The 13,157-nt window shown below is 70.0% G+C and carries 11 protein-coding genes; all 11 read left to right on the forward strand.

What is annotated here, in order from left to right:
- Positions 1 to 2 precede the first annotated feature (2 nt).
- The 11 genes from thrC (at position 3) to ACZ68L_RS14645 (ending at position 13,018) form a co-directional block, all read left to right on the forward strand.
- On the forward strand, positions 3 to 1,073 hold the full coding sequence (gene thrC / locus ACZ68L_RS14595) for a threonine synthase (protein ID WP_469577104.1): 1,071 nt from the start codon (positions 3 to 5) through the stop codon (positions 1,071 to 1,073).
- Positions 1,074 to 1,438: 365 nt separating this feature from the next.
- Entirely contained in the window at positions 1,439 to 2,356 is a 918-nt protein-coding gene (gene thrB, locus ACZ68L_RS14600; RefSeq protein ID WP_469577105.1) for a homoserine kinase, read from the forward strand.
- 381 nt (positions 2,357 to 2,737) lie between these two features.
- The gene (gene rho / locus ACZ68L_RS14605; protein ID WP_469577107.1) at positions 2,738 to 4,771 is read left to right on the forward strand and encodes a transcription termination factor Rho; all 2,034 of its coding nucleotides are present in this window, start codon (positions 2,738 to 2,740) and stop codon (positions 4,769 to 4,771) included.
- 413 nt (positions 4,772 to 5,184) lie between these two features.
- Positions 5,185 to 6,288, forward strand: coding sequence for an LCP family protein (locus tag ACZ68L_RS14610; protein ID WP_469577109.1), 1,104 nt, complete (start codon positions 5,185 to 5,187; stop codon positions 6,286 to 6,288).
- A gap of 143 nt (positions 6,289 to 6,431) precedes the next feature.
- The gene (gene rpmE, locus ACZ68L_RS14615) at positions 6,432 to 6,656 is read left to right on the forward strand and encodes a 50S ribosomal protein L31 (protein WP_326767848.1); all 225 of its coding nucleotides are present in this window, start codon (positions 6,432 to 6,434) and stop codon (positions 6,654 to 6,656) included.
- A gap of 150 nt (positions 6,657 to 6,806) precedes the next feature.
- A complete protein-coding gene (gene prfA, locus ACZ68L_RS14620; RefSeq protein ID WP_093894461.1) occupies positions 6,807 to 7,883 on the forward strand; it encodes a peptide chain release factor 1 in 1,077 nt (358 codons plus the stop codon).
- Positions 7,884 to 7,923: 40 nt separating this feature from the next.
- On the forward strand, positions 7,924 to 8,769 hold the full coding sequence (gene prmC / locus ACZ68L_RS14625) for a peptide chain release factor N(5)-glutamine methyltransferase (RefSeq protein WP_469577111.1): 846 nt from the start codon (positions 7,924 to 7,926) through the stop codon (positions 8,767 to 8,769).
- Positions 8,770 to 8,833: 64 nt separating this feature from the next.
- Entirely contained in the window at positions 8,834 to 9,481 is a 648-nt protein-coding gene (locus ACZ68L_RS14630; protein ID WP_469577112.1) for an L-threonylcarbamoyladenylate synthase, read from the forward strand.
- Entirely contained in the window at positions 9,478 to 10,119 is a 642-nt protein-coding gene (locus ACZ68L_RS14635; protein ID WP_469577114.1) for an arsenate reductase/protein-tyrosine-phosphatase family protein, read from the forward strand. Before ACZ68L_RS14630 ends, ACZ68L_RS14635 begins: the two co-directional genes overlap by 4 nt.
- Positions 10,120 to 10,277: 158 nt before the next feature.
- On the forward strand, positions 10,278 to 11,540 hold the full coding sequence (locus ACZ68L_RS14640) for a serine hydroxymethyltransferase (protein WP_469577115.1): 1,263 nt from the start codon (positions 10,278 to 10,280) through the stop codon (positions 11,538 to 11,540).
- A gap of 92 nt (positions 11,541 to 11,632) precedes the next feature.
- A complete protein-coding gene (locus ACZ68L_RS14645) occupies positions 11,633 to 13,018 on the forward strand; it encodes an MraY family glycosyltransferase (RefSeq protein ID WP_469577256.1) in 1,386 nt (461 codons plus the stop codon).
- Positions 13,019 to 13,157: the final 139 nt, after the last annotated feature.

Genomic DNA, 13,157 nt, shown 5'->3' on the forward strand with positions numbered 1-13,157 from the left:
CCATGACCAGCAAGGGCACCCACCAGTGGCGCGGCATCATCGAGGAGTACCGGGACCGCCTTCCGGTCACGAGCGCGACGCCGATCGTCACGCTCCGTGAGGGCGGTACGCCGCTCGTCCCCGCTCAGGTCCTCTCCGAGCGCACGGGCTGCGAGGTGCACCTCAAGGTCGAGGGCGCCAACCCCACCGGGTCCTTCAAGGACCGCGGTATGACGATGGCGATCACCCGGGCCAAGGAGGAGGGCGCACAGGCCGTCATCTGTGCCTCCACCGGCAACACCTCGGCCTCCGCCGCCGCGTACGCGGTGCGGGCCGGCATGGTGTGCGCCGTCCTCGTGCCGCAGGGCAAGATCGCGCTCGGCAAGATGGGGCAGGCGCTCGTGCACGGCGCCAAGATCCTCCAGGTCGACGGCAATTTCGACGACTGTCTGACCCTGGCCCGCTCGCTCTCGGACAACTACCCGGTGGCGCTGGTCAATTCGGTCAACCCGGTCCGCATCGAGGGTCAGAAGACCGCCGCGTTCGAGATCGTCGACGCGCTCGGCGACGCACCGGACATCCACGTCCTCCCGGTCGGTAACGCGGGCAACATCACCGCGTACTGGAAGGGTTACAAGGAGTACGCGGGGGACGGCATGTCCACGCACACCCCGCGCATGTGGGGCTTCCAGGCCTCCGGCTCCGCGCCCATCGTCCGCGGCGAGATCGTCAAGGACCCGTCGACCATCGCCACCGCGATCCGGATCGGCAACCCGGCGTCCTGGCAGTACGCACTGAACGCCCGGGATGAATCGGGCGGTTTCATCGACGAGGTGACGGACCGCCAGATTCTGGCCGCCTACCGGCTGTTGGCCTCCCAGGAGGGTGTCTTCGTCGAGCCCGCCTCGGCCGCGTCCGTCGCCGGTCTGTTGAAGGCCGCCGAAGAGGGCAAGGTCGACCCCGGCCAGAAGATCGTGTGCACGGTCACCGGCAACGGGCTCAAGGACCCCGACTGGGCCGTCGCGGGTGCTCCGCAGCCGGTCACGGTCCCGGTGGACGCGGCCACCGCCGCCGAGAAGCTGGGCCTCGCGTAAGTCCCCGGACCCCTCGACGACCACCCGCTTCAGCTGCCGGCGGGAGCCCGGCCCGCCCCTCCGGGCGCCCGGCCCACCGTCGGACGGGGATCCCGGTAAGAACCCAGCTCAACCGCCCCTTTTCGGGGCGGAGAGCGCATAGGAGGCGGGCGACACGCATCGTGCGCCTCCTGTGCGCCCTATGTCGCCACAGAACCTTCCTTCGATAAGCTGTACCCAACCCGCCCCGCCGCATCTGCCGCGGTGCAAGGGCCGTTGTGGCCGTCGGTTTCCCCGGAATCCCACTCCCCGTCGCCACGACCTCCGCCACTGTCGAGAAATCACTCCACCACCCCCGCTGCCTCACAAGGAGAGTCCTCCAACCGATGGCCGGTCCTGCCTTCCGAGCCGCCGCCGTCCGGGTGCGCGTCCCCGCGACCAGCGCCAACCTGGGCCCGGGTTTCGACGCCTTCGGCCTCTCGCTGGGGCTGTACGACGACGTCGTCGTCCGCGTAGCCGACTCCGGACTGCACATCGATATCGCCGGTGAGGGCGCCGACACGCTGCCCCGCGACGAGAGCCACCTTCTCGTACGCTCCTTGCGTACCGCCTTCGACCTGCTCGGCGGGCAGCCCCGCGGGCTGGAGATCGTCTGCGCCAACCGCATCCCGCACGGGCGCGGCCTGGGTTCCTCCTCCGCCGCCATCTGTGCCGGCATCGTCGCCGCCCGCGCCGTGACGACCGGTGGTGACGCCCGGCTCGACGACGCCGCGCTGCTGGAACTCGCCACCGAGATCGAGGGCCACCCCGACAATGTCGCGGCCTGCCTGCTCGGCGGCTTCACACTCGCCTGGATGGACGGCGGATCGGCCCACGCGATCAGGATGGATCCCGCAGATTCCATCGTTCCGGTGGTTTTCGTCCCCGGCAAGCCGGTCCTGACCGAGACCGCCCGCGGGCTGCTGCCGCGCTCGGTCCCGCATGTCGACGCCGCCTTCAACGCCGGCCGTGCCGCGCTGCTCGTCGAGGCCCTGACCAGGCGCCCCGAGCTGCTGCTCACCGCCACCGAGGACCGGCTGCACCAGGAGTACCGCGCCCCCGCGATGCCGCAGAGCGTGGAACTCGTGAACCGACTGCGTGCCGATGGCGTGCCCGCGGTCATCTCCGGTGCCGGGCCGACCGTGCTCGCACTGGCCGAGGACGGTGCGGCCGACAAGGTCGCACGGCTGGCGGGCGAGGGATGGGCGGCCAATCGGCTCATGCTCGACGCCCCGGGCGCGAGCGTGCTGCCGCTCGCCCCGTAGCCGAGAAGTGATTGCCGGTGAGTGAGAGGGGGAATGTTTGTTGGAGCCGGTAGTGTTAACCTCAAGTCTGCAACCGACGTCTATGTGGCGCGTTGCTTCGTGTCCCTTTCCGGGACCACATTTCTTCCGGGAGCCTCCCCAACTGCCTGAGCAGCCTGCCTGAGCAGTTTCGTGCACGCTCCGGAACCGGCACGACACCCCTCGCTTGTCCAGGAGTGGGCCGAGCAGGGGGATGCTCGCGCCGGACCCTTGCACACCTTCATCTCTCCGCCGTACCCGGCGGACCACCGCCCCGGCACGGTCCGCAAAAAGACCGCAGTCGGACAGCACAACCGGTCGCCGAGCCAGAAGGCCGACGTCCGCTCCAGGGAAGGACCCTTCGTGAGCGACACCACCGATCTGATGGGCGTGACTGCCGACAAGAGCGTCGACAGCGCCGCGCCCGCCGAAGGTGCTGCCACTGGCACCACCGCACGGCGCCGCCGCTCCGGCACCGGCCTTGACGGCATGGTCCTGGCCGAGCTGCAGCAGGTCGCGTCCGGCCTCGGCATCAAGGGCACTGCGCGGATGCGCAAGGGCCAGCTGATCGAGGTCATCAAGGAGGCGCAGGCCGGTAACACCGCCGCGCCCAAGGCCGCCGCGCCCGCCGCGGATGCCGAGACCAAGCCGAAGCGCCGGGCCACCTCCAAGGCGCGCACCGGGGACGAGTCCGCGGCCGCCGCGCCCGCCGAGAAGGCCGCGGCCAAGCAGCAGATCGACATCCCCGGCCAGCCGGCCAGCGATGACCAGCCCACCGGCGAGCGCCGTCGGCGCCGTGCGACCGCTCAGGCGGGCAGCCCGGAGAGCAAGGCGGAGGGCAAGCCCGCCACCGAGGCCAAGGCGGAGGCGCCGGCCGAGCCGAAGGGCGAAGAGCGAGCCGACGCGAAGGCCGAAGCCGCCGCGGACACGGCCGAGGGCCGCCGGGGCGACCGTCAGGACCGCGGACAGCGCGGCGACCGGGGCGACCGCCAGGAGCGCGGCGAGCGCGGGGAGCGCCGCGACCGCCAGCGCGACCGCCGTGGCAAGGGTGACGAGCAGGGCGGCCAGCGCCAGCAGCGCCAGGGCCAGCAGGGCGGCGGACCGCAGGGCGGTGCACCGCAGGGCGGCGGACCGCAGGACGACGGTTACGACGACGAGGCGGGCGGTCGCCGCGGTCGCCGTGGCCGCTACCGCGACCGTCGTGGCCGTCGTGGCCGCGAGGACTTCGCCAACGAGGTCCCCGTCTCCGACGACGACGTCCTGATCCCCGTCGCGGGCATCCTGGACATCCTCGACAACTACGCGTTCATCCGGACCTCCGGCTACCTGCCGGGCCCGAACGACGTGTACGTCTCGCTCGCCCAGGTCCGCAAGAACGGCCTGCGCAAGGGTGACCACGTCACCGGCGCGGTGCGTCAGCCCAAGGACGGCGAGCGGCGCGAGAAGTTCAACGCCCTGGTCCGCCTCGACTCGGTCAACGGCATGGCGCCCGAATCCGGACGTGGCCGCCCGGAGTTCCAGAAGCTGACCCCGCTCTACCCGCAGGACCGGCTCCGCCTGGAGACCGACTCCAACGTCCTGACGACGCGGATCATCGACCTGGTCGCACCGATCGGCAAGGGCCAGCGAGGCCTGATCGTGGCCCCGCCGAAGACCGGTAAGACCATGATCCTGCAGGCGATCGCCAACGCGATCACGGTCAACAGCCCCGAGTGCCACCTGATGGTCGTCCTGGTCGACGAGCGTCCGGAAGAGGTCACCGACATGCAGCGGTCGGTGAAGGGCGAGGTCATCTCCTCGACCTTCGACCGTCCCGCCGAGGACCACACCACCGTCGCCGAGCTGGCCATCGAGCGCGCCAAGCGTCTCGTCGAGCTGGGTCACGACGTGGTCGTCCTGCTGGACTCCATCACCCGCCTGGGCCGTGCGTACAACCTCGCGGCCCCCGCCTCCGGACGCATCCTGTCCGGTGGTGTCGACTCGACCGCGCTCTACCCGCCGAAGCGCTTCTTCGGTGCCGCGCGCAACATCGAGGACGGCGGTTCGCTGACCATCCTGGCCACCGCGCTGGTCGAGACCGGTTCGCGCATGGACGAGGTGATCTTCGAGGAGTTCAAGGGCACCGGCAACATGGAGCTCAAGCTCGACCGGAAGCTCTCGGACAAGCGCATCTTCCCGGCGGTGGACGTCGACGCGTCCAGCACCCGCAAGGAAGAAATCCTGCTCGGCAGCGACGAGTTGGCCATCGTCTGGAAGCTCCGCCGGGTGCTGCACGCGCTCGACCAGCAGCAGGCGATCGAGCTCCTCCTGGACCGGATGAAGAAGACCCAGTCCAACGCGGAGTTCCTGCTCCAGATCCAGAAGACGACGCCGGCCCCGGGCAACGGCAACGACTGACGTCGCACCCGGACCGGCCGAACGACAGAGGCCGGACAACAGGGCCGAACAACAGGGCCGCCCCCGTCACTCCGGTGACGGGGGCGGCCCTGTGTCGTGGCGTCCGCGCATGTGACGGAGCCGATCCGGCCTTTTCGGCCGATCCGAGACCTTCGCCACATGACGGTCGCGGCAGCGGCTGCCGCCGTGATGCCTGTACAGGGCAAGAAACCGCAGGTGAGCGCGGGATCACCAGCTGTTCGTCAAGGCTCCGCGTCCCTTTTGTCCTCACATGGAGGTGGCAGGTCGCTGTGCAACCCTTCTTCGTACCGCGACGTCGTATGAAGTGGCGACAAGTCGCCCAAGGCGACGACTCGGTGCCCGAACACCGCTGCAGGGGGTAGCCGGGAGAACCTGACGACCGAAGGAGACGGATGACCGAGCAGAGCGGGAGCGGCGGCCGAATACGTCCCACCGGCAAACGCCGGAGGAAGCCGTCCAGACGCCGCAGGGCGAAGGTGGCGGCGATCTGGACCCTGGCAGCCGTCGTGATCGTCGGCGGTGGCGGGCTCGGATACGCCTACTTCAAACTCAACGGCAATCTCAAGGCCGTCGACATCAACGCGGCGCTCGGCAAGAACCGCCCCGACAACGTCGACAACGGCTCCGAGGACATCCTCGTACTCGGCTCCGATTCCCGCTCCGGCGCGAACTCCGAGTACGGCGCCGACGAGGGCACGGCCCGTTCCGACACCGCGATGGTCGTGCACGTCAACAAGGGCCACAGGACGGCCTCGGTCGTCTCCATCCCGCGCGACACCCTCGTCACCCGCCCGGAATGCACCAGTGACACGACGGGGAAGCCCGTCGCGGGACAGCAGCGCGCGATGTTCAACACGGCGTACGAGGTCGGCGGACCGGCCTGCGCGGTCAAGACCGTCGAGTCCATGTCCGGCATCCGCATGGACCACTACCTCGAAGTCGACTTCACCGGCTTCAAGAAGCTCATCGACGAGCTGGGCGGCGTGAAGATCACCACCACCCGTGCGATCCACGACTCCAAGAGCCATCTCGACCTGGAGCCCGGCACCCACACCCTCGACGGCGAGCAGTCGCTGGGACTCGTCCGCACCCGCAAGAGCGTCGGCGACGGCAGCGACCTCGGCCGCATCCAGCTCCAGCAGGCATTCATCAAGGCGCTCATGGAACAGGTCAAGAACGTCGGGGTGTTCTCGAACCCGAAGACCCTCTTCGACCTCGCGGACACGGCGACCAAGGCCATCACCACCGACTCCGACCTGGGCTCGGTCCAGCAGCTCACCGGCTTCGCCAACGGCCTCAAGGGGCTCGGCTCGAAGAACGTCCACATGGTCACCCTGCCCGTGCAGTACGACCCGGCCGACCCGAACCGCGTCGTACCGCTGGAGAAGTCCGCGCAGCAGGTCTGGACGGCGCTCAAACAGGACAAGGCGATCCCCGCCTCCGCCACCGAGAAGTCGGCGGGCGACAAGGGCGTGGCGGGCAGCGTCGTGCGCTGACCGGGCGGGCCGGGGAATAGTTGCGGACCGCCCCCGGTTTTGGGAGATACGGCCGGTCCTGGCAGACTGGTACGTCGGCCCCGGTTCACGGACGCGCAATCCGCGCGGACGACCCGGTGCCCTCCCGAACCTAGGAGAAACCCTTGAAGCGCGACATCCACCCCGAGTACGTCGAGACGCAGGTCAGCTGCACCTGTGGCGCGTCGTTCACGACCCGGAGCACCATCGGCGGCGGCACCATCCGCGCCGACGTCTGCTCCGAGTGCCACCCGTTCTACACGGGCAAGCAGAAGATCCTCGACACCGGTGGCCGCGTGGCCCGCTTCGAGGCCCGCTTCGGCAAGGCTGCCGGCTCCGCCAGCAAGTAGCGAGCCACTGCGCCGGTTCTCGGCGCCCTCTTCCCGGGGGCGTCGGAACCGGCGTTTTTTCCGGCCGGGGGTGCGCGGCCCGTATCCCCGCCCGGCCGGCGTCACGCCGTCCGGCAGGCACGTTTGAGTGAAGAAACCAGGAGCCCGAAGATGTTCGAGGCGGTCGAGGAACTGATCGGTGAACAGGCCGATCTGGAGAAGAAGCTCGCGGACCCGGCGGTCCACGCCGACCAGGCCAACGCGCGCAGGCTCAACAAGCGCTACGCCGAGCTGACCCCGATCGTCGGCACGTACCGCTCCTGGAAGCAGGCCGGGGACGACATCGAGACGGCCCGTGAACTCGCCGCCGACGACCCCGACTTCGCCGCCGAGGTGAAGGATCTGGAGAAGCAGCGCGAAGAGCTCACCGAGAAGCTCCGCCTCCTCCTGGTCCCGCGCGACCCCAGCGACGACAAGGACGTGCTCCTGGAGATCAAGGCGGGCGCGGGCGGCGACGAGTCCGCCCTGTTCGCCGGTGATCTGCTGCGGATGTATCTGCGCTACGCCGAGCGCGTCGGCTGGAAGACCGAGATCATCGACTCCACCGAGTCCGAGCTCGGCGGCTACAAGGACGTCCAGGTCGCCGTGAAGACCAAGGGCGGCAACGGCGCCACCGAGCCCGGCCAGGGCGTGTGGGCCCGGCTGAAGTACGAGGGCGGGGTGCACCGCGTGCAGCGGGTGCCGTCCACCGAGTCCCAGGGCCGCATCCACACCTCCGCCGCCGGCGTGCTCGTCACGCCCGAGGCCGAGGAGGTCGACGTCGAGATCCACGCCAACGATCTCCGTATCGACGTCTACCGCTCCTCGGGCCCCGGCGGCCAGTCCGTCAACACCACGGACTCGGCGGTCCGCATCACCCACCTGCCGACCGGCGTCGTCGCCTCCTGCCAGAACGAGAAGAGCCAGCTCCAGAACAAGGAGCAGGCCATGCGTATCCTGCGTTCGCGTCTGCTCGCGGCCGCGCAGGAGGCCGCCGAGCAGGAAGCGTCGGACGTACGGCGCAGTCAGGTGCGTACGGTCGACCGTTCCGAGAAGATCCGTACGTACAACTTCCCGGAAAACCGGATCTCGGACCACCGCGTCGGCTTCAAGGCGTACAACTTGGACCAGGTGCTCGACGGCGACCTGGATTCCGTGATCCAGGCCTGTGTCGACGCCGACTCCGCCGCCAAGCTCGCCGCCGCATAAGCAAGACCCGCCCGCCCGTGACCCCGTACGGAGAACCGCGATGAACCTGCTGCTCGCCGAGGTGGCCCAGGCCACCCAGCGGCTGGCCGACGCCGGTGTGCCTTCACCGCGATTCGACGCGGAGGAACTCGCCGCGTTCGTGCACGGCGTCAAGCGGGGCGAGCTGCACCGTGTGCCGGACTCGGACTTCGACGCCCGCTACTGGGAGGCCATCGCCCGCCGAGAGGCCCGCGAACCGCTGCAGCACATCACCGGACGCGCCTTCTTCCGCTACCTGGAGCTCCAGGTGGGCCCCGGCGTCTTCGTGCCCCGGCCGGAGACCGAATCGGTCGTCGGCTGGGCGATAGACGCGGTGCGCGCGATGGACGTGGTCGAGCCGGTCGTCGTCGACCTCTGCAGCGGATCGGGCGCCATCGCCCTGGCCATGGCCCAGGAGGTGCCGCGCTCCCGGGTGCACGCGGTGGAGCTCTCCGACGACGCCCTCAGGTGGACCAGGAAGAACGCCGAGGGGTCCAGGGTCACCGTCCACCGCGGAGACGCGCTCACGGCCCTTCCCGAGCTCGACGGCCAGGTCGACCTGGTCATCTCCAACCCGCCGTACATCCCGCTCACCGAGTGGGAGTACGTGGCACCCGAGGCCCGCGACCACGACCCGGAGATGGCCCTGTTCTCCGGCGAGGACGGCCTCGACACCATCCGCGGCATCGAACGCACCGCACACCGACTGCTGCGCCCCGGCGGCCTCGTCGTCATCGAGCACGCCGACACCCAGGGCGGCCAGGTGCCGTGGATCTTCACCGAGGAACGTGGCTGGGCCGACGCGGCCGACCACCCCGACCTGAACAACCGGCCGCGGTTCGCCACGGCCCGCAAGGCCATGCCGTGACCGGCGGCCACCACCCGCACGACCCGTACCCGCCATACCCGTACATGCTTGAGGAGGCCGGCTGATGGCACGGCGATACGACTGCAACGACGCGACCGACCGTACGACGGGTCTGCGTGAGGCCGCGTCGGCCGTCCGCCGCGGTGAACTGGTCGTGCTGCCCACCGACACCGTGTACGGGATCGGCGCGGACGCCTTCAGTGCCGAGGGCGTCGGAGATCTGCTGGAGGCCAAGGGCCGCGGCCGCAACATGCCGAGCCCCGTCCTGATCGGCTCCCCGAACACCCTGCACGGCCTGGTCACCGACTTCTCCGAGCAGGCCTGGGAGCTCGTCGACGCCTTCTGGCCCGGCGCACTCACGCTCGTCGCCAAGCACCAGCCGTCGCTGCAGTGGGACCTCGGCGACACCCGCGGCACCGTCGCCGTCCGGATGCCGCTGCACCCGGTCGCCATCGAGCTGCTCACCGAGGTCGGCCCGATGGCCGTCTCCAGCGCCAACCTCACCGGACACCCGGCCCCCGAGGACTGCGACGCGGCCCAGGAGATGCTCGGCGACTCCGTCTCCGTCTACCTCGACGGCGGCCCGACGCCCGGCATCGTGCCGTCGTCGATCGTCGACGTGAGCGGCAGGATCCCCGTGCTGCTGCGCGCCGGCGCGCTCTCCGTGGAGGAGCTCCGCAAGGTGGTACCCGACCTTGAGGTGGCCAATTGACCGCCCCTGAGGGGCGTGGCATAGCGGGACCGTCCGACACCTTCCGCATCCTCCACGTCAGCACCGGCAACGTCTGCCGCTCACCGATCACCGAGCGGCTGACCCGGCACGCCCTGGTGGACCGCCTCGGCGATCCGCGTCAGGGCGGGCTGATCGTGGAGAGCGCGGGCACCTGGGGCCACGAAGGCGCCCCCATGGAGGCCAACGCGGAGATCGTCCTCGCCGACTTCGGCGCCGACACCACCGGCTTCGTCGGCCGGGAACTGCTCGACGAACACGTGATCCGCGCCGACCTGGTGCTCACCGCCACCCGCGACCACCGGGCACAGGTGATCTCGATGGGTCACTCGGCCGGGCTGCGGACCTTCACCCTCAAGGAATTCACCCGACTGGTCCGGGCCATAGACCCCGCCACGCTGCCCGACCCGCGCGACGAGGGCGTGGTCGAGCGCGCCCGCGCGCTGGTCCGCGCCGCGGCCGCGCTGCGCGGCTGGCTGCTGGCCCCCACCGCCGAGGCCGACGAGGTGTACGACCCCTACGGCGCCCCGATCACGTTCTTCCGCTCCGTCGGCGACGAGATCAACCAGGCCCTCGACCCGGTCGTCACCGCGCTGACCGGCGTGCCGGCCCCGCACTGACGGGCACGCGCCCGCGCCACTCTGACGGCCGTACACGTCGGCCGGGTACCCCTGGGCCCAACGGGTGTACGACGTCGCCGCACAGCGGGCAGGAGGCCCGTCACGGGCCTACATTGGAGCTGACGCCAGCTCACCCTCCCCAGGCCCGGAGATCATCGATGCCGGTCACCACTCCCGCCGCACCCCCCGCCGCCGGGGCCGCCCTGCCGCAGGACTTCGGTGCCCTGCTCCGGGAGGACCCGGAGATCGCCGCCGTGCTGCTGGGGGAGCTGCACCGGCAGTCCAGCACCCTGCAGTTGATCGCCGCCGAGAACTTCACCTCGCCCGCGGTCCTCGCCGCACTCGGCTCGCCGCTCGCCAACAAATACGCCGAGGGCTACCCCGGCGCCCGCCACCACGGCGGCTGCGACCAGGCCGACGCCGCCGAACGCATCGCCTGCCGACGGGCCACCTCGCTCTTCGGCGCCGAACACGCCAACGTCCAGGCGCACTCCGGTTCCTCCGCCGTCCTCGCCGCCTACGCGGCCCTGCTGCGCCCCGGCGACACGGTGCTGGCGATGGGACTCCCGTACGGCGGACACCTCACCCACGGCTCGCCCGCGAACTTCTCCGGCCGCTGGTTCGAGTTCGTCGGGTACGGGGTGGACTCCGAGAGCGGCCTGATCGACTACGAGCAGGTGCGCACCCTGGCGCGGGCGCACCGCCCCAAGGCGATCGTCAGCGGCTCGATCTCGTACCCCCGCCATCCCGACTACGAGCTGTTCCGGGAGATCGCCGACGAGGTGGGCGCGTATCTGATCGCCGATGCCGCGCATCCGATGGGACTGATCGCCGGGGGAGCGGCGCCGAGCCCCGTCCCGTACGCCGACGTGGTCTGCGCGACCACGCACAAGGTGCTGCGCGGTCCGCGCGGCGGGATGATCCTGTGCGGCGCGGAGCTGGCCGAGCGGATCGACCGGGCGGTGTTCCCCTTCACCCAGGGCGGCGCGCAGATGCACACGGTCGCCGCGAAGGCCGTCGCGTTCGGGGAGGCGGCCACTGGGGCGTTCACGGCGTACGCCCATCGGGTGGTGGCCCACGCCCGGGTGCTGGCCGCCGGCCTGGAGGCCGAGGGCTTCGATGTCACCACGGGCGGCACCGACACCCACCTGATCGTCGCGGACCCGGCCCCGCTGGGCGTCGACGGCCGTGTCGCCCGTGCCCGGCTGATGGCGGCCGGGCTGGTGCTGGACACCTGCGCGCTTCCGTACGGGGACGCCCGGGGCATCAGGCTCGGCACCGCGGCCGTCACCACCCAGGGCATGGACGACGCAGACATGGCGCGACTGGCGGTGCTCTTCGGGGCGGCCGTACGTGAGGAGGACGACATCCGCGCCGAGGTCCAGGAACTGGCCCGGAAATATCCGCCCTATCCGGGGTAGACGTGTCCCGTGCAACCATCGGCCCGGCCGCAGTGTCCTCGACCATGAGCCCGACGTAGTTAAGGTGAGGGCTGAGATGGTCGGCGAATTCTCTGGGGCAGCCCGTGCGTGATTACCTGCTGACGCTCTGTGTCACGGCCGCGGTGACCTATCTGCTGACCGGCCCGGTGCGCAAGTTCGCCATCGCGGTCGGGGCGATGCCCGCGATCCGTGCGCGCGACGTCCACCGAGAACCGACACCGAGGCTCGGTGGCATCGCCATGTTCGGCGGGCTGTGCGCCGGACTGATCGTCGCGGCCCATCTGTACAACCTCGACTGGGTCTTCAAACTCTCCAATGAGCCGCGGGCGCTGCTCTCCGGCGCCGCGCTGATCTGGCTGATCGGTGTTCTGGACGACAAGTTCGAGATCGACGCGCTGATCAAGCTCGGCGGGCAGATGATCGCCGCGGCGGTCATGGTGCTCCAGGGCCTGACGATCCTGTGGCTGCCGATCCCCGGCGTCGGCACCGTCGCGCTCACCCAGTGGCAGGGCACGCTGCTCACGGTCGCCCTGGTCGTCATCACCATCAACGCGGTCAACTTCGTCGACGGTCTGGACGGTCTCGCGGCGGGCATGGTCTGCATCGCGTCCGCGGCGTTCTTCCTGTACACGTACCGGCTCTGGTACGGGCACATGATCGAGGCGGCGGCCCCGGCGACGCTCTTCACGGCCATCCTGATGGGCATGTGCCTGGGCTTCCTGCCGCACAACATGCATCCGGCCCGGATCTTCATGGGCGACTCGGGCTCGATGCTGATCGGTCTGGTGCTGGCGGCCGGGGCCATCTCGGTCACCGGGCAGGTCGACCCGGACACGATGAAGCTCTTCGCGGGCAGCGAGCGCGAGGCCACCCACGCGATGCTGCCGGTCTTCATCCCGCTGCTGCTGCCGCTGACCATCATCGCGATCCCGGCCGCCGACCTGCTGCTGGCGATCGTGCGGCGCACCTGGAACGGTCAGTCCCCGTTCGCGGCGGACCGCGGGCATCTGCACCACCGGCTGCTGGGGATCGGTCATTCGCACAGCAGGTCCGTGCTGATCATGTATTTCTGGTCGGCCCTGATCGCCTTCGGCGCGGTCGGCTACTCCGTGCACTCGGCTTCCCTGTGGATCGTGCTGGTGATCATGGGGTTGAGCGCGCTGGGCCTCGTCCTGCTGCTGATGCCCCGTTTCACCCCGCAGGCGCCGTACTGGGCGGAACGCTTCGTACCGCCCCGGTATCGTCGTCACCGCGGCAGGGGCGGGGTGCCCGAGGCGGCGCGCTCATCGGCGGACGGGGCCCAACAGCGCCCCCTGGACACGCAGATGGGGCGGGAGGAGCACGAGGGGCAGGAGCGCACACCGGTCGTCGTGGGAGTCTCCGGCGTCAACGGGGCGACTGCCATCGGCCCCCGTTCGCGTCTTTCGGACAGAGATAAGGCTGATTCCACGCACTGACGATTCGGTCATCGCAGGGCAATACCAGACAAGACATTGAGTTGCCTTGCTCACACGCGCATGTTCACTCTCACGTGTGACGGCAAGCACACTTTCTTGGTAAAGACCTCATCAAATAGTTTGTGATACCGTTCACGAA

This window comes from Streptomyces sp. NPDC104309, assembly GCF_055584025.1.